At 54.2% G+C, this 17332-nt stretch carries 14 protein-coding genes; 13 read left to right on the top strand and 1 reads right to left on the bottom strand.

Features of this window, described 5'->3' with window-relative positions; translation table 11 throughout:
- Positions 1-65 precede the first annotated feature (65 nt).
- From F3I16_RS04035 to F3I16_RS03980, 12 genes are all read left to right on the top strand, one after another.
- Entirely contained in the window at positions 66-509 is a 444-nt protein-coding gene (locus F3I16_RS04035; protein ID WP_160492437.1) for a conjugal transfer protein TraD, read from the top strand.
- Between the two features lie 48 nt (positions 510-557).
- A complete protein-coding gene (locus tag F3I16_RS04030; RefSeq protein WP_160492436.1) occupies positions 558-3209 on the top strand; it encodes a type IV secretory system conjugative DNA transfer family protein in 2652 nt (883 codons plus the stop codon).
- Positions 3206-4300: a hypothetical protein gene (locus F3I16_RS04025; RefSeq protein WP_160492435.1), complete on the top strand. Its 1095-nt coding sequence runs from the start codon at positions 3206-3208 to the stop codon at positions 4298-4300. Before F3I16_RS04030 ends, F3I16_RS04025 begins: the two co-directional genes overlap by 4 nt.
- Before the next feature lie 260 nt (positions 4301-4560).
- On the top strand, positions 4561-5607 hold the full coding sequence (locus tag F3I16_RS04020; protein WP_160492434.1) for a hypothetical protein: 1047 nt from the start codon (positions 4561-4563) through the stop codon (positions 5605-5607).
- A 742-nt stretch (positions 5608-6349) separates the two neighbouring features.
- On the top strand, positions 6350-8071 hold the full coding sequence (locus F3I16_RS04015; protein ID WP_256670063.1) for an Eco57I restriction-modification methylase domain-containing protein: 1722 nt from the start codon (positions 6350-6352) through the stop codon (positions 8069-8071).
- A complete protein-coding gene (locus F3I16_RS04010; RefSeq protein ID WP_160492433.1) occupies positions 8072-8812 on the top strand; it encodes a PaeR7I family type II restriction endonuclease in 741 nt (246 codons plus the stop codon). It abuts the gene before it with no gap.
- A gap of 108 nt (positions 8813-8920) precedes the next feature.
- Positions 8921-10510 (top strand): AAA family ATPase, encoded by a 1590-nt coding sequence (locus F3I16_RS04005; RefSeq protein ID WP_160492432.1) that lies wholly within the window; start codon positions 8921-8923, stop codon positions 10508-10510.
- Positions 10507-11397 (top strand): hypothetical protein, encoded by an 891-nt coding sequence (locus F3I16_RS04000; RefSeq protein ID WP_160492431.1) that lies wholly within the window; start codon positions 10507-10509, stop codon positions 11395-11397. Before F3I16_RS04005 ends, F3I16_RS04000 begins: the two co-directional genes overlap by 4 nt.
- A gap of 315 nt (positions 11398-11712) precedes the next feature.
- Positions 11713-12852, top strand: coding sequence for a Fic family protein (locus F3I16_RS03995; protein WP_160492430.1), 1140 nt, complete (start codon positions 11713-11715; stop codon positions 12850-12852).
- A gap of 101 nt (positions 12853-12953) precedes the next feature.
- Positions 12954-13724 carry a nuclease-related domain-containing protein gene (locus F3I16_RS03990; protein WP_160492429.1) on the top strand — a complete coding sequence of 257 codons (771 nt, stop codon included), beginning with the start codon at positions 12954-12956 and terminating at the stop codon, positions 13722-13724.
- A 31-nt stretch (positions 13725-13755) separates the two neighbouring features.
- On the top strand, positions 13756-14382 hold the full coding sequence (locus F3I16_RS03985; RefSeq protein ID WP_160492428.1) for a hypothetical protein: 627 nt from the start codon (positions 13756-13758) through the stop codon (positions 14380-14382).
- The gene (locus F3I16_RS03980; protein WP_147289517.1) at positions 14367-15857 is read left to right on the top strand and encodes a hypothetical protein; all 1491 of its coding nucleotides are present in this window, start codon (positions 14367-14369) and stop codon (positions 15855-15857) included. The genes F3I16_RS03985 and F3I16_RS03980 overlap by 16 nt, the downstream gene beginning before the upstream one ends.
- Here F3I16_RS03980 and F3I16_RS03975 read toward each other — a convergent pair.
- The gene (locus F3I16_RS03975) at positions 15850-16602 is read right to left on the bottom strand and encodes a hypothetical protein (RefSeq protein ID WP_081693943.1); all 753 of its coding nucleotides are present in this window, start codon (positions 16600-16602) and stop codon (positions 15850-15852) included. The genes F3I16_RS03980 and F3I16_RS03975 overlap by 8 nt on opposite strands.
- Between F3I16_RS03975 and F3I16_RS03970 the strand changes: the two genes are divergently transcribed.
- The gene (locus F3I16_RS03970; RefSeq protein ID WP_021699892.1) at positions 16602-17318 is read left to right on the top strand and encodes a thymidylate kinase; all 717 of its coding nucleotides are present in this window, start codon (positions 16602-16604) and stop codon (positions 17316-17318) included. The genes F3I16_RS03975 and F3I16_RS03970 overlap by 1 nt on opposite strands.
- The last annotated feature ends 14 nt before the right edge of the window (positions 17319-17332 follow it).

Here is a 17332-nt window from a genome sequence, read left to right as displayed (position 1 = left end):
CGCACACATCACATATAAAAGTTATAATTAAAGCCCCAATATGCAATTAAGCGTAATTAAGCGAAATGAAAGAAAACTGGATTGCCGAAAGACTGCTTTACATAAGAAACCTGAAATCGCCAAACGACCAACAGCGACTACTCCTTCTGTTATCCGAGAAGGAAGAGCGCACAACGGAGGACAACCGGAAACTGAATTTTTTGCTCAAAGCCGAGTGGGCAGAGGTCAAGGCGCACAAGGCGCGCAGCGACGTTGCACGCATTGTCCAAGCAGAGAAGGACTCGGCACGAAAAGCCCGTGACCGCGAGCTGTATCAAGCAGCAGGACTTCTAATTCTCGCGGGGCTTGTCGACACCAAAACTGGAACGCCAGTTAATGATCGAGGCGAACTTTTAGGCGCATTGCTCGGAATGGCAAAGGTTCCAGCAAACGACCCTATTCGCACCGAATGGAAACGCACAGGCGATGCTCTTATTGCCAGCAAGGAGAAAGCAAGAGCAGTAATTTAGCGGCGAATTAACGCAACTTAAAATTCAACTATCGGGCAAGCGATAACCATGAATAAACTTTCAAAAAACAGGCCCTTCGATGATCCTGTCTCAAACTTGAAAAGCTGGCTTTTGCACCATGAGCAAAAGCGCATGCGCTCCGTAATCGGTCGCAAATATGAAGGCATCCTCGACCCTCAGGTCTACTGGATCACGGGAACGGATACCGAACACGACGGGCTTTCGAGTGAACGTCTCGAACGTATGGTTCAACGCCTGTCCCTGTCGCAGATTGGTGTTTTTCTCGCGCAACGCATTTGGGCAAAGCGAACCTGGCTTCTGATGCCGGCGCTCCTGCTGATAGGCCTGCTGCTTGCGTACATTCTGCTGAACAAAGCCGGAACCACGACCAGCGATACACTCATTCCGCTGGTGTTCACCGGCACGATATGGTTCAGCGCCATACTGTGCTGCTCGGCCACGTTGTTCGGCTCCTTGGTCGCTCAAATCTTTCTGCCGGGGACACCCGTTCGCCAGGATGAAATCGACGCCGTTAAGGGCGTCATTTCCCGCTGCGTCGTCCGCGATCTGGAAGCCGATACGCCACCTGATCTGGCTGACCGCGCACGACTGTTAGTGGCGGACTCCAACGGCCACTCTGTGGCTGGTCAGGTGCTGGCAACTGACTTGGAGTACTCGGCAGTACGCGCTGAATGGATGACAACTAAGGCCGTGCTCTTCATGGTTGGCCTGGTGATGCTCTCGCCTGTGCTTGCCGTCTCCTCGCCCATCCTGGCACTACTGAATTATTTTGCGCTGCTGGCTTGGAAGAGACTGGCATTCTGGATTCCCCGCGATGATGACCAGGGCCAACGGGGAGCAGGCAAAAGCGAACCCTCGGTGTTCTTCTTCGCGATCAAATTCGTGATCGTTCCGCTGCTGATACTCATCGGCCTATCCGCCTCCTACAAGGAGCATCTGGATACGTTCGTTCGCCTCGATGCCCAGCTCATCCAGTGGGCCTATGTGATCGGCATGTGGGCCTTCGCGCTCCACCTCGCCTTCACCGCAAAATCTCCTCTTACTGTGCGAGCCATGATGCTCGACCAGGCCGTGCGCGAAAGCGGCACAGAGCTACTGATCGACAAGGCTGGTCAAGCGCATTTCCAGCACCTCGAAGAGGCTCGGCTGACCCAGATTCACAACGCGAAAATTGACGAGTCTCCGTTTATCCACCTGGGAACCAGTACAGGCCTCCTAGCCCAGCGGCGCGACCCGCTAGCCCCCACCGAGGCAGGACTGCCCTTTGGGCTATCGGTGACTGATCTGGCCACGCATGTTGGCGTTCTTGGAGCCAGCGGCACCGGTAAAACTTCAGGTGTGATTCGACCACTGACCAAACAGTGGATTGAGCATGACCTGGGCGGACTTCTGGTGCTCGATGGGAAGGGGGCATTGCCACTGGAGTTCAATGGCATCGAGGGTTATCAGCTGATTAGCCCCGCACACGGCCCATTCAACCCGATCAGCGGCATGACGCCGGATGCCCTGGCTGACGTACTGCCGGATGTCTTCGATGACGGCAAAGGCGATGCCTTCTGGCGCGACTCCGCGCGGCTGATGCTTCGCATGGCTGCGATTCTGGTTGAGGCCCATCCCGAGCTTCCCTACACGCTCACTCAGATTCAGCAGTTCTGCCTGGCCAGCCACCAGGAGCGGGCGGACTGGCTGGACCCGATGGCCGATGCAATTGACGCGGACGTTCGTTTACTCGCCGCCGCCCACTATTGGCTGCTGGAGTATCCCGAGATCCCCGAGAAAACGGCCGGCAGTATCAGCAACATGGTGCGCACCTGGTTGGGCAATATCCTGCTGCAAGAGAGGCTGGGGCCATGGGTCAACACGACCGACAGCCAGTTCATGGTTGAGGACGTGATGACCGGCCAGAAAATTGGACTGCTATTGCCCGAATCTGAGTACGGCATTGGCGGAGTAGCCATTTCTGCGCTGTGCATGCGTCGGGTTTACGATGCGGTGAAGAAGCGCGGCGACAACTGGCGATCCCTCGACGGGCACACTCCCGTACTGCTTGCTGCAGATGAAGTGCAGAACCTATTGACCAGGGCCGACCTGGAAACCGTTCCCGTCGCTCGTAGCCTGGGGCTGTACCTCATGTTCGCCACGCAGAACGTAGACGGCCTGTATAAGCGCCTGGAGCGTGATGGCGCAGTGCAGATGCTGGGCAACCTTGCCAGCATCATCGCCCTGGCACCCCGTACCGACGACTCAAACAGCTACATCTCCAAGCGTATTGGCCATGTGTGGAAATCCTCCACACAGAGCTTCCACGGACTACCTGACGCTGCCAGCGACCTGGGCCTATACCGCAACTCCGGCACGGATCACGTCATGCAGGCGGTCACGCTGCATCGGCACGGCCGGCATGGTGCTCCTCGCTTGTCGTATGCCATCGGCCTCTGGCATCGCCAGTGGACGCCCAAGGCCATGAACTGGTTCGACGGAATGGCTATGCCAGACGACCCCAGCCAGGCACCCCAGCGTCCAACCCTCCAACTCGAACTCACGCCACTCATTACCCCAGAGGAAATTGACACCCTGCTAGCGATACCCGGCACAGCGCTGGCGATCATCAACCGAGGAAGAATCCAACGCCGCGACGTTATCCGCCTGTACCCAAAACAGCAGGGAGCAGCAGCATGAGAACTCTGGAGCAATATCTACCGGCCATGCGCGAAGCTCAGGGGCATTGGTACTGGCCGCGCACATCCAAGGTCGCCCCTATGGTTGCAATAGCCCTGCTTCTGGTGGCCTTTGTGTATGCCTATCGCTATCCAACCATGAAAACCGAGGAAGCGGCCTTGCGCCTGGAGCGCTTCAACGTCTTGACCCTCGACGCGGCGCAGAAAACCCAAGCTGCGCTGACACGCCTGCAGGCTCTGGTAGCTGAACAACCCGAATGGCTGCAAGAGGTGGTGACCAAACAGGTCGGCACCCTCAATGCCCATCTGGCCCTGATCCAACCGCTGACAAGAGAACAGGTGCTGCAACAGGCACAGGACCAACAGGAGGCTTACGAGAAGGCTCAGCAGCTCATTGAGGCCTCCCCGTTCAAAGGTCTGACAACGCAGCAGGTACCTTTGAGTGCCGAAGGCAAAGCCTACCTGGACGCACTGGAGATTGAGCGCCCGTCACGTTTTGATTATCAACGCTTGGCGGACGGCGTTATCAGCGCACTACCAACCCTGCAGGCCGGACTCAAGTTGCAGGCACAAGCGGAGAGCCTGGCTCACGAATTGGATGTGCGCTTGAACGGGGATAAGGCAGCCACTGCCACTCAGACAATCGCCCCTGTGGCGGAAGCATTACGCCCAGTCGCAGGGTCGACACAGCAGGTAGCCAAATCTGATGTTCCGATCAATGCACTGACCAGTGCACTGCGCCAAGCCGAGCGGGAGGCTGAACGACAGCAACGGCAAGCGGAGCTGGCTGCCGAAAGCCAACAGCGACAGCTCGAACGTGCAGCAAGACAGGCAGAGCTTCAGGAGCAACGCAGGCAACAACAGGCACAGCGCGCCGCAGTACAGCAACAACGCGATTCGGAACGTCAGGCCAGGGCAGCAGCCGAGGCTCGACAACGCGCAGAGCGGGATGCCGAGCGCCAGGCAGCCGCCGAGCAGCGTCAGGCTCAAGCAACCATAGAAGCGAAAAAGCGGGAATGCACTGCGAGCCTTGTTGCTCGGGCAAGATGTGCAGCTCAGGGGTACAACCCGCTGACAGGCATGAAGAACTGAGTGATGGCGAGCCGGGGGCAAGCCCGGCCCGCCGCTCCCGTACACAGCGGCAAGACCGCACACAGGATTGCGCTAGTAGACGTCACGCCTCCCCTTTTGACAACCGCTTTCAGTTGTCAAAAGGGGCTAGCCCATTTTCGCGTCCGCGAAAAACGCGTCTAAATGCCTTTCCATTTTCGCGGACGCGAAAATAAATCTGGATTGGGTCATGCCGGTGACGCCAGCCAATGCAACCTCTAAAAACGCAGGGAGAAGGGCAGATGACAGCAAGCGACGTACTGGATCTTGGGGTTTCAGAGCACATGGCTACTGCTTCGCGCGAGCTATGCGACCTGAAATACCACCTCGACATGCTCAGCCGTAATGGAATCTTCCAAGACTTCCAGAATGACTGGATGGGCGCATCCAGCACCTGTGCTTTCCACGGGGCTACCTTTCTTTCCAGAGTGGTACCGTTCCTTGATTGGGAATCGTCCCCTCAAGCTGAGCCTTTCAATGCAATGGTGGATTGCCGGCACGTACTGGGGGCAGCGATCAAGGGAAAGCCCGGGAACATCGAGGCTAAGGAGATAACCGAACGGATTGCCCGGTACTCCAAGCACCATACGGATAATGACCTTCTGCAAGCCTCGTATTGGTGGTATCGGCCATTGGGCATCCTGGTAGCACATGAGGGAAAGCACCGCGTAGCCTTTATGCGAACGAATGGCGATCTTCCTATCGCCGCTCGGGTAACCCCAGTCGGCTATCCGGCTCCCGAACGGCTGAAACTGGTTGAGGTAGCCGGCGATCACCCTCAGTACTTCGCCATGCTCGATGAGCGCTATCTACAAGCGCTGGAGCGTCCGGACGTAACACGTAAATATCTTTCAGCGTATGGAGTGAAAACCTTACATTGGTCGTCACTCAAGGCGCTGCCAGATCTGAACCTGGTACAGGCGGCGATCAAACTAGGCCAGCAAGAAACCGTAGACATTCAGAAGCTCAACGCCTTCAAGGCCACGGAGCTGGATGAGCCGAGGAAGCAGAAGCTAGAGTTGCACAACCTCGAAGGGTACGACTTTGAAAAATGGCACTACTTCGCAATCTGCCTGGGCCTCATGGCAACGGCTCTCACAGCATCCATCGCATCCACACTGATTGAATGGCGCCCCCTGGAGTTTGGCACCTGCGTTTTGCTCGGTGCCTGCACCGCACTGGCCGCAGCTCCATGGGTAATGCGATGGAGAAAACGTCCAGATCACAACCGCCTCGCTGCCTGGTTCAGCAATAGAGCTCCCGGCAAAAAAACACGCTGTCTCGGCTAAGAACCTACCCCGCACTCAGGGCGTTGCAGATCCATACCAGCAGCGCCCTGCCGCGCCACCATGCGTCAGCCCGTATCAACTTTTTCGCGGACGCGAAAATGTCGCATCCTGCTCCCACCTGCCTCCTAAATGGAGCCCAGCTTTTCTAGCGAGCTGGTGAGGGCCAGGGTGACTTGTCGCGCTGGCCCTCACCAGCAGACACAGCGAACTTTCAGCACAACTCATTTTCGCGTCCGCGAAAATTTGCCCACCTCTCCGCCCCAAATCAGGGAAGGATTCCGGGTACCCCCTATGCCAGTATGCGGGGAGCGGCCCCCAGCACGACCCATGGGGGAAAGATTCCGGCTCAAGGCGTGATACCCAGATCAAGGCTACAAAACGGCCAGACGATGCATGCTGACGATACGCCTCCCTGGTTATCCATTTTCGCGGACGCGAAAAAACCGGTGTAGCGGTAGGCTCTCAAAGCAAGCGCATACGCCCACCAAAGGAGGAAGGATTCCGGCTTTGTCTGCGACGACACATAGGGCGCGGCCTATGTAATGGCCGTTGGGCGAAAGATTCCGGCTTGCCACGTAAGCGCCGTGCGCGCCCCTACCTCGCATGGCAGAATGCGGCTTCACGGTGGGCATGATGCTTTATCCAAGTAGATAAAAGGCTGTACGCCACCGTTTGAGCAGGTGGCACTCAGCTTCGAGCAGCCCCTATCACTAGACCCCCTCACGACTCAACGAGGTCAACTATGGCCATGCTCGGTAGAGCCATGCCTCTCTTCGCAGATGAATTCTGCCCAGCACACGCAGCAGCAGAGCTGCTTGCGCAAGATGGAGGAATTGAAGCTCGCGGAGCAATCTTCACCCGTGCAGAGGTAGTCGATTTTATTCTCGATCTAGTTGGGTACACAGCAGATCGCCCACTTCATGAGCTGAGGCTGCTGGAGCCTTCTTTTGGTGGAGGAGACTTCCTACTGCCGATCATCAAACGGCTATTGAAAGCCTGGCGAGAGGCTGATGCTCCACAACCCGCTGCAGTTGCGTTGAGCAATGCAATTCGAGCTGTAGAGCTGCATCGAGAGACATTCCGCGCCACAGCTGATGCAGTGACTTCTTTACTCCAACAAGAAGGGATCGAGCCAACTACAGCATCGACCTTGGCTGCCCAGTGGCTGAAGCAGGGAGATTTCTTGCTGTTGCCTCTGGAAGGGCAATTTGACTTTGTAGTGGGCAACCCGCCCTACGTTCGCCAAGAGCTGATACCAGCCCCATTGCTGGCGGAGTATCGCAATCGCTACCAGACAATGTACGACAGAGCAGACGTCTACATTCCATTCATTGAGCGTTCGCTGTCAGCATTATCTGAACGTGGCCACCTAGGCTTCATCTGTGCAGATCGCTGGATGAAGAACCGCTACGGTGGTCCGCTCCGTAATCTAGTAGCCAGTAGATTCCACCTCAAAATCTACGTCGACATGGTGGACACTCCAGCATTTCACTCGGATGTAATTGCCTACCCCGCAATTACGATCATCACCCGGGAAAAGCCAGCGCCCACACGGATCGCACATCGTCCGCCCATCGAACGGACAGCCCTGGTAGCGCTGGCTGCTCAGCTGCAAGTACACGCCCTTCCCAAAGACTCTAGTGCCGTGCGAGAACTTGCTCGTGTCCCGAATGGGGCAGAACCTTGGCTGCTTGAGTCTTCCGACCAGATGGCCGTAATTCGTCGCCTTGAGTCCTGCTTTCCTCTGTTAGAAGAGGCGGCATGCAAGGTCGGTATTGGTGTAGCTACGGGGGCAGATAAAGCCTTCATTGGCGACTTTGAGTCGCTGGATGTTGAGCACGACCGTAAGCTCCCCCTGGTGACAACGAAGGACATCATGTCCGGTGAAGTGCAATGGCGCGGACAAGGCGTCATCAACCCTTTTGCTGCATCAGGCGGGCTAGTCAACCTTGACGCATACCCTCTGCTACGACGTTATCTGGAAGAGCGGCGAGAGATCATTGCAGGAAGGCACTGTGCCCAAAAAAGCCCAGCAAACTGGTACCGGACAATTGATCGCATTACCCCTGCATTGGCAGCCAAACCTAAGCTTCTAATTCCAGATATCAAAGGTGAGGCACACATCGTCTTCGAGAAAGGCGAGCTCTATCCTCATCACAATCTCTACTTCATTACGTCAGACGAGTGGGATCTTCGTGCATTGCAGGCAGTTCTGTTATCTGCTGTCACCCGTCTGTTTGTGGCGACTTATTCAACAAAAATGCGGGGGGGCTTCCTTCGATTCCAAGCACAGTACCTACGTCGTATTCGGCTTCCGCGCTGGCAAGACGTACCGAAAGATCTACGTATCGAGCTGGCTGAAGCAGCGGTAAAACGAGATATCTCTGCATGCAACCGCGCAGTTTTTGATCTGTACGACTTAAGCAAGGAAGAGCGCTCTGCCCTAGGAGGCAATGGAGATTAAATGGCCCTAGATCTAGTCGACTACGAACAAAAAGCTCATGAAGCAGTAAAAGCCTTTTGGGGTAACAGGGAAGCAGCAAAGCAGAAGCAGATCGAGTCCGGACGAGCCGATCAGGGCGAACGGGCAGGTGTAACGGCCGGGAAGAATATGGATGGGTTCCTGGCCCTGGTGCTGGACATCATCGAAGCCAACGGGCTCTCGCATGCCGAAATACATCAGAAAAGGGCGATGCTGACGCTTCCAGGCTACTTTCGCCCTACAAAGCTATGGGATCTTCTGGTGCTCTATAAGGGTCAGCTCATCGCAGCAATCGAGCTGAAAAGCCAGGTGGGCCCATCTTTCGGGAATAATTATAATAATCGTACAGAAGAGGCCATCGGAACCGCTCACGATCTATGGACTGCGTATCGTGAGGAGGCCTTTGGTAAGCAACCTCGGCCCTTCGTGGGTTGGCTGATGATGGTTGAGGATGCCCCAAGCTCACGCAGCCCCGTTCGTGATGCCTCCCCCCACTTCCCGGTCTTTAAGGAGTTCAAAGGTGCGTCATACCTACAACGGTATGACCTACTGTGCCAGCGCTTAGTGCAGGAGCAGCTTTACACTACAGCGGCGGTTATAGCTGCTGAGCGCAGCGCTGTTGAGACCGGAGTGTTCACTGAGCTATCCCCCATGACTGGCCTGAAGACTTTTGTAACGTCACTTGCAGGCCATGTCGCCGCAGAAGCAGCCAGACTTGGGTGATAGGAATAGCAACGGCACTGCGGAGACCAACTTAAGAGACTATTAATCAGTCTCTTATACTCCAGTTATTAACTCCTTCAGTATAAGCCCGGGCGATCGAGAGTAAACATGAGAAATGCCAGACTTGTCTCTCTAGAAATCAAAAATTTCAAGTCCTTCGAAAGCTCCGGAGAAATCGAGCTTTCCCCCCTGACAATAGTCATCGGGCGAAACAACTCTGGGAAAAGCTCACTCATACAAAGCATATTGCTTCTCAAGCAAACACTCGCGGCCCCTAGACCAGACGTCATGCTGAAGCTAGAAGGCATGGTTGACGCATTTAACTTAAGGGAGCTTACTTTCGGATGGCCAGCGGCTGCAGAAGAAGTCCCCGGCCCAGAAATATCCATCGGATGGGAATGCTTAGTCAATAAAACCGAAGCACTCACCGGAAGCCCCGACCTAGAAAATCTAGCGAAACACTCTAAAGTTTCCTGGCTCAACACCCCCACCAATGAAAAAAACCTAAGAACAACTATAAAGATCTGCACAGCGGAAATCCATGGCAGCGCACAAATTACAAAAGTACTTCTTACGTCTTACGACGACAAGAACACAACCCTAGAAATACTTCTGGAAAACAATAAATGGGTATGCCTCTGGAACGGCAAAGCAGCCCCTAAGCTTGAAGTTGAATTTGACAACTTCCTCCCAATACTGAACATAGATCGAAGCAGTGTTGGCCGGCGCTCCGCAGAACGCGCATATCATAATGCATACCTAGTATTATTCGCCCAACCTCTAGATGCACTAAAAGCAATATTGGCCGATTTCCACTACCTAGGTTCGTCGCGCATACCAGCGCCCAGCCTATTTAAACCAGCAACATCAGACCCCAATGAAATAGGAGTTAGCGGCGAATATGCCGCTCAGCTTTTACATCGAAAAAGAAAGGACATCGTCCACTACCTCCCTGTAGGGGCCCTAACTAACGGGAGTACTTGCGACCAAGTAGTCGTTGCAGCACCATTAGAGGAGGCAGTAAATTCGACAATGAACGCCCTCTCAATAAACGCACCATTAAATATCAAAGACATAGAGAATGTTGGCTTTCAACTAATGTTTGGAAGCGCTAGTCTTGGCCATGTTGGCAGGGGCCTCGGACAACTCCTGCCTCTTGTAGAGCTAGGCCTTTTTGCAGACCCCCTAAGGTTTAAAGGGGAGCAGCAGAACCTTCCTCTAGAAGAATATTTACGCACATGTCCAGGGCATGGACACATCGCTCTTGAGGAACCAGAGGCACACCTACACCCTAAAGTCGCAAGCCTTCTTGCGCACTGGCTTGTTAGCCTTGCACAGTCAAAACGGCGAATAATAGTAGAAACACATAGCGATCACTTAGTAAGAAGACTTCGGGGGCTGGTGGCTAGAGCGGGACGATCTAGTCCACTCGAGACATGGCTTTTGGAAAACGTGGTCATTCTGAGCATTGAGCAGAACGCGTCTGGCAAATCCTCTATAAGCTCAAGCAAACTGACATCGGATGGAAGCATGTCCGAGGTATGGCCTGCTGATTTTATGGATGAGGCCTCAGATGAAGAAAGCGCAATTTATTTTGCACAACTTGACAAAAACGCCCCCGCGCGCGAGGTCAAGAGCTCTAAAACCAGCGATATTTTCATACCTGGAGACGAGCCAGAGTCGGACATAGAGCCATGAGGCTAATATTGTTAGATCCTATTCTCTTCGAGCTTAGACCTGAGGCTCAAGTTGTAGAAGATCTCAACAAAGTGCTATCCATATGCAGAATGCCTGATACATTTATGCCCGAACTACATGAGTACTGGAATTATATTTGGTCAGAGCTTGCCAGGGACTTAATTAGCACTCTTTCGCCTCAAGGAAAACGCCCGATCTACGAGATTCAGAAATTTGCAAAACCAGACAACATAATCCCCCCATATAAATCCGACGGAAATGTATGGAAGAGCGGCTTCGAAGAAATGTTTGGGTCGACTGATGACTCTCAATGGCCTGAGAGGATGGCAAACGCCATATTACGGGCCGTGTCATCTGGTCATGAAGCCGTACTCGTAACGCGCTTGAAAGCTGGCCGAAATTTAGTAATCCGCAACGCAGGCAATAGCACCTTGGATGAAGTCACTCGATGGATGCTGCACGTTCAAATTAAGCAACATGGACACAAACAAGTCTTATGTGTACACCATCCAAGGAACCTCCAAATTCGATGGACCACCAGATATGACTGGCGACTTCCAGCCATTGAGGACAGGGGCGGAAACTATAATTTCACCCCCCAACAAAGATGGTGGAAAGGCTCCACAACAGCATTTCGTGTATCCAACTCTAAATACTGCTGGATTGACGAGCTAGACAACGGCTGGGCGAGACCTAACATAGTAGGTGGTAGCGGATATCACTGGGATGTCTATATTTCAAAGCAAGGATTGGTCGAGAGAATAGGCCTCAATCAAATCAATGTAAAAGAATATGGCTCATCACTTGCCGAGGGACTACCCGGCCAGATACACCATATACCAGATAATAAAAAAGCCCGATTTCAAGACCGAGGCTGGGGAATTTGAAACTCACAAGAGACAAGCATGGCCTCATCCAAGGCCCCCCCCCCACCAAGGCCGGCACTTATGACGTGCTGATATACGGAAACACCTTTGGCACCCAATGCACGGGCCAAGATGTGGAGCGGCTTTATCAGCTCGAAGTGGAAAACTAGCGGCCAGTGTCTGGAAAGTCGGGGGCGATTCAGCCCGATCAGGCGTGCCCCCTCAAGCCAGGCAGCTTAGGCTTGAGGATTAGACAGTGAGCCGAATAGCCGGCATTATCGGCTCACCATATGAGCCGAATAAGCCCACTAATCGGCTCACAGACGAGCAGCCCTCATGAATGACCCGCTCTGGATCTGGCAGCAGCCCAACTGGCCGCACTTCAGCTGGCAAGCAGATGCGCTTGCACCGCTGCTGCGCGCGTGCGGCCAGGCGCAGGGCCGCTTGCTCGGGATGCTCGGTGCAGTGGGCAGTGACACCGAAGTGCAGAGCAGCCTGGATGCGATGCTGCAGAACATCGTCACCTCATCAGCCATCGAGGGTGAGCAGCTGAATGTCGGCTCCGTGCGCTCGTCATTGGCCCGGCGCCTGGGGCTGAATGAAGAAGGCCGCACCACCTCTCGCTCCGAAGGCCTGGCGGAGCTACTGCTCGATGCCACCCGCGCCTATCAGCAGCCGCTCGATCTGCAGCGGCTGTTCACCTGGCATGGCTGGTTGTTCCCCAGCGACGACCATCTGCTGATGCGCCCGCTACGCGTGGGCATGCTGCGCGGGGAAGAGCCCATGCAGGTCGTTTCGGGCCGGCTCGACCACCCTACCGTGCATTTCGAAGCCCCACCCCGCGCCGGGCTGGAAGGGCAACTGGACGAATTCCTTGCCTGGTTCGAAAGCAGCCGCAGCGATGCCAGCCTCGACCCGTTTCTGCGGGCCGGCATTGCGCACTTCTGGTTAGTCACCCTGCACCCCTTCGATGACGGCAACGGTCGCCTTACGCGCGCCATCACCGACCTGGCACTTGCGCAGGGAGACCAGCAGGCCATCCGCTTCTACGCCATGTCGGCCAGCATCCTCGACGACCGGGCCGGCTATTACCGCATCCTGGAAGCGAGCCAGAAAGGCACGCTGGATATCACCGCCTGGCTGCAATGGTTCCTCGCAACGCTACTCAAGAGCCTGGAGCAGGCCCTTGCTCGTATCGACCGCGTGCTGGTCAAAGCACGCTTCTGGCAGGCTCACCGCAGCCAAGCTTTGTCTGCCGAGCAGATCAAAGTGCTTAACCGTCTGCTTGATGGCGGCGAGAGAGGTTTCGAGAACGGCATCAGCGCCGCGCAATACCAGGCTGTGGCCCAGGTCTCGAAAGCCACAGCCACGCGCCATCTGAGCGATCTGGTTGAGAAGGGCTGCCTCGTCCGACTCCCGGGTGGCGGGCGAAGCACGCGTTATCAGACGAATCATTCCGCAGGCACCCAGGGTTAAGCAGCGACAAAGAAACGCAGCAAAAGCACCCTAATACTGTCGTGCCATCACGCCGGCTTTGGGTACTATCCGGTTAGCTCAGCAAAACCCAGGGACAGGAAATGGATTTCACCCCCGTCATCGCCCAAGCCTGGGCCAGCATCGCCTGGTTCGTCCCGCTGATACTGCTGATCAGCCTCCTCAAGTCACGCTGGGCCAAGGGTCATATCGGCGAGCTTCTGGTACGGCTGTTTGCCCACTGGCAACTGGACAAGCAGACCTACCGCCGTCTGCACAACGTCACCCTCGACACGCCCGACGGCACTACGCAGATCGACCACGTCTTCCTCTCGCCGTACGGCCTCTTCGTGCTGGAAACGAAGAACATGAGCGGCTGGATCTTCGGCAGCGAGAAGCAGGCGCAGTGGACGCAGCAGATCTACAAGCAGCGCTTCAAATTCCAGAACCCGCTGCGGCAGAACTACAAGCACCTCAAAGCCCTGGAAGCCACCCTTGGCGTCAGCCCCGAGCACCTGCACTCGGTCATCACCTTTGTCGGCGGCAGCACTTTTAAAACCGAAGTCCCGGCCAACGTGACCCAGGGCATCGGCTTTATCCGCTATATCAAGTCATTCCAGCAGCCGCTATTCAGCGAGGCCGAAGTCGACGCCATGCTGCACGCCCTACAAACCGGTCGCCGCGCGCCGACCCTCGCCACCCACCGCGAGCATGTGCAAAACCTTAAGCGCCGGAATGATCCGACAGCCGAGCGGCAATGCCCGAAATGCGGCAGCGCGCTGCTGATACGCACAGTGAAATCGGGGGCAAAAGCAGGGCAGCAGTTTTGGGGATGCTCGGCGTTTCCCAAGTGCCGAACCATGCAAAACCTTTAGCACTCATCGACCCGCGACACGGAGTACATCAATGCTTATTGCCTTTGCGGGACTTCCAAGCTCTGGAAAATCGTCTACAGCTAAAGCCCTAGGGCGGTTGATTAATGCTGAAGTGCACCTTGAGCCAGAAGAGTCAGCGTGGCCAGAGCTGGTCAGGGAAAGAGCTACTGTCGGTGCTTTTACTGCTTTGACTTGGTTCCGAACAGTGCGTGTACCTCAGTTATTCAAAGCAAACGAGACCAGGAAGAGCGGCAGGCTGTCTGTAATTGACAGCTATTACGATATTCTTATCGCCTGTTATCTTGGCGACGATTCTTTTGAGTGGCTGCTATCTAGAGACGACCCCTACTTTCCCACCGCGCACGCAATGGTTCAAGCAGACTGGAAAAATCTCCCCAAAGCGGATCTATTAATCTTTCTCCGACTAGACGAGAAAACTTGGCATGAATTCATGGATCGCCGTGACAGGGACTTTGACCGCACGGCAGAACTAACTAAGCACTTCGAGATGCAAGCCAAAATGGAGCAAGCTTGCAGGAAAGCAGCAGAAGATCACGGCACTCGCTTAATAATTATTAATCAGACATCAGCGACACCAGAGATCACTGCTCGCAAAGTAGCCGCCTCCATTGGAATAGCAATATGTCCGCATCAGTAGCTCTGACTCTTGCCCAAACCACCGCAGCAATCCGCCGAGGAGACAACTCAACAGCTTTGCTCTCCTCGCCTCTTACACCCGCGCAATCGGGCTGCGCCCTCAGACTTATCCAAGCCGGCGGGTTAACCACTGAAGCCGCTGCAACTCAAGCAGTAATTAATGCAGAAACTATAATTAAGCAGACTTTCAGCAAAGGTAGTGAAGCAGCAACAATGCTCGGCCAAGCAACTTCTTTGCAAACTCTCGAAAGAGTTGCTGGGCGCTGGTTTTCCCCAGAACTAAAGGATGTTTGCAGTGAGACAGCTGCCGGCTACTGGCTTGCAGATGCATTCATACGCGGGGTTACTCTATCAGAGGCAACGAACCTTACACGCTTCTTAGCAGGACCTCCCGCAGTCCGCTATCAGAACAGAACAATCTCAGCCAGACGATATCCAACTGGTGGAATATCAGAAAAACAAGCATTGCTACTTCCCCCACTTATGCGCGCTCTTGCGCATGAGTTCCGCTGGTGCTCTCCCTTTCTAGTCGCAGCTAAACTAGCCCATACCGGAGGTACTCGTGACAAGCTTGCGGTAATCCCTGGATTCAAGATTGCTAGTGCGGCCGAACTTCCGATATGGGATGGAGTAGATCGCCCAGTTCGCTATTTCTCAGCAGGTACAGAATTATGCCCTCGTGATGCAATGATGTACCGCATTCGCGGTGAAACCGGAACCGTAGCAGACACTGGCTTGATGTCATCTAGCATAATGTCTAAGCAAATCGCATTACCCGCTGACGTCATTATTTTAGACATACTGCACGGCCCTACAGCTTTTTTGCAAACCCGCTTAGAGGCTGAGAAGTTCGGAATTATGTGTGAGATGATCGGAAAATCAAACGATGTCAAAATCGTCACAAAACTCAGAAAATCCGCAAACATCCTTGGCCGATCAATAGGCTCAAGCACAGAACTAGTTGAAGCGTCCGAATTACTACGAGGAGACATCCGCGATAAATCAGGCCAAAGAGAGATTACAACCTCGTTAGGATTTATTAAGACCTTTGCGAAGGAGCTTGACTTAGATCCAGAGAAAGTATGTAAGAGAGCCGAAATAGCCCTCAATAATGGAGAGGCATTCGATGCAATGCTCGCCCTATTTGCAGACCATGGCGCAGACCACAATTACATACGCTCTTTCGCTAACAATCCACGAAATACAGTTCTCGGCAACCTTAAGAAAACGACAGTACTGGCCTCACGCCCAGGCACACTAATGTGGAATGCAGTATCAATAGCAGACATAGCAAACAATATAATAAATTCATATGTACAGAATAGCCAACTCAGCGACACGATAAACCAAGGAGGAATCGAACTTATTGCACAGGACGGCACACAAATACAAGAAGGGGACCCGCTGGCTATAGTCTACGGAGAAAGCTCAGAAACAGCAGCAAGAATACTATCAAGCGCGATGACGATTACTTAGCGTCCACGGATGGCATAGCTACACTTGCCGTCTGCCAAAGCGCATCAAAATCCTCCATCTGCTTTTCAAACAGCCAGCCCTTACCAAGCTTCAGAGTAAATGCTGTGGCACTTTTAGCAGATGCGGGATATGGGCCAGTAAAAAGCGTATCGTCAATTCTATAAACCATCATGGAGAGATGGCGCTTTGATAGCCTTACCTCTACACCCTCAATGTTACCAAGCGCCTTGAGCAAAGCATTCCGAGAGCCCAAATACTGTCCAGCTGATTGATTCTCAGCTGCCTCCATGATCTGAGAAGCCTCCGAATCGGGGTCAACCAAAAGGATACGAACCCTGATTGGTTTTCCTTTCGCGGCCCTTGCCCTAAGCACCGCTTCATTCTGCTCGCTAAACGACTTAAGCGTGTAGCCAGTGACGTCAATAACCTTGGCATCAGCAACAAGCGCATCGTATTCTTCTGTCAGGTTCCTTCGGGGATAGGCGGCAACCAGCCCCGTCTGGATGAGATCCTTTATCCTGATCTCTTCGCCATTTCTTATCTGCTCTATCCATAGCGTGGCGAGAGACATCAGGCCCCCTGCAATCAACGACGTTCCGATAGACAGTGCGAATGCGTTGTCGAGCGTAGCTAGATAAATCCCTAGCACCAGGAAAAAGGCAAAAACAAGTGCAACCGTGGTGCGCGACCTGAAGAACAAGTGACGCGCATCGGCGAGCGCAAATTTATCCGGAGTAATTTTCAATGCCATCCCTTTCAGAAATTCAGCCAGGCTACTTGGTAATCATCGAGGGCGGTGACGGGCTTGGCAAGTCCACGCAGCTGAACATGCTGAAAAACCAGCTCGAATCACAAGGTCGACGTACAGTGACTTACGACTTCCCCAACAAATCAGGTACACCTATCGGCCAACTGATTGGTGATTTTCTGCGAGGCCGTTTTGGGCAAGTCACACCAGAATTCCTGGGGCTCGCATTCGCTGCTGATCGTCTTGTCGCGCGTAAAAGCATCATAGAAGCATTAAGCGCCGGTACTGTCGTGCTATGTGACCGATACGTTGCATCTAACATTGCATTCCAAGGAGCCAAAATTCCCGACGACCAGCGCCGAGCGCAGCTGGACGACCTACTGCGCTGGCTTGAGTATGACGTTTATGAGCTACCACGCCCCGACCTTGAAATTGTTCTGACAGCCTCTGATCGACACTACCTGGAAGGGGCTCATCTTGTGAGAGCAAATGACCCCACACGGGCCTACGCAGAAGGCCAAGCGGACATTCACGAGGCGTCATCAGATCTTCAGCGAGCGGTTAATCTCTACTTTCGGAGCCTGCACGAGACCCCAGCTCTAAGAAAAGTAGACATTGAAGACACCGAAGGAAACAGGCGCAGCGTTGAGGAAATGGCAGCAATCATTTGGGGGGCAGTAAAGGCCGCAATACAGCCTAGCCAGCGGGGCTGATCCTCCGCACAATA

Source organism: Pseudomonas sp. L-22-4S-12, from assembly GCF_009799935.1.
GTDB lineage: Bacteria > Pseudomonadota > Gammaproteobacteria > Pseudomonadales > Pseudomonadaceae > Aquipseudomonas.
This window is presented reverse-complemented; position numbering and strand designations above follow the sequence as displayed.

Bases quoted from the DNA above. Each gene is read 5' to 3' on its own strand.
- F3I16_RS04035 (WP_160492437.1), top strand. From the start codon at position 66: ATGAAAGAAAACTGGATTGCCGAAAGACTGCTTTACATAAGAAACCTG.
- F3I16_RS04030 (WP_160492436.1), top strand. From the start codon at position 558: ATGAATAAACTTTCAAAAAACAGGCCCTTCGATGATCCTGTCTCAAAC.
- F3I16_RS04025 (WP_160492435.1), top strand. From the start codon at position 3,206: ATGAGAACTCTGGAGCAATATCTACCGGCCATGCGCGAAGCTCAGGGG.
- F3I16_RS04020 (WP_160492434.1), top strand. From the start codon at position 4,561: ATGACAGCAAGCGACGTACTGGATCTTGGGGTTTCAGAGCACATGGCT.
- F3I16_RS04015 (WP_256670063.1), top strand. From the start codon at position 6,350: ATGGCCATGCTCGGTAGAGCCATGCCTCTCTTCGCAGATGAATTCTGC.
- F3I16_RS04010 (WP_160492433.1), top strand. From the start codon at position 8,072: ATGGCCCTAGATCTAGTCGACTACGAACAAAAAGCTCATGAAGCAGTA.
- F3I16_RS04005 (WP_160492432.1), top strand. From the start codon at position 8,921: ATGAGAAATGCCAGACTTGTCTCTCTAGAAATCAAAAATTTCAAGTCC.
- F3I16_RS04000 (WP_160492431.1), top strand. From the start codon at position 10,507: ATGAGGCTAATATTGTTAGATCCTATTCTCTTCGAGCTTAGACCTGAG.
- F3I16_RS03995 (WP_160492430.1), top strand. From the start codon at position 11,713: ATGAATGACCCGCTCTGGATCTGGCAGCAGCCCAACTGGCCGCACTTC.
- F3I16_RS03990 (WP_160492429.1), top strand. From the start codon at position 12,954: ATGGATTTCACCCCCGTCATCGCCCAAGCCTGGGCCAGCATCGCCTGG.
- F3I16_RS03985 (WP_160492428.1), top strand. From the start codon at position 13,756: ATGCTTATTGCCTTTGCGGGACTTCCAAGCTCTGGAAAATCGTCTACA.
- F3I16_RS03980 (WP_147289517.1), top strand. From the start codon at position 14,367: ATGTCCGCATCAGTAGCTCTGACTCTTGCCCAAACCACCGCAGCAATC.
- F3I16_RS03970 (WP_021699892.1), top strand. From the start codon at position 16,602: ATGCCATCCCTTTCAGAAATTCAGCCAGGCTACTTGGTAATCATCGAG.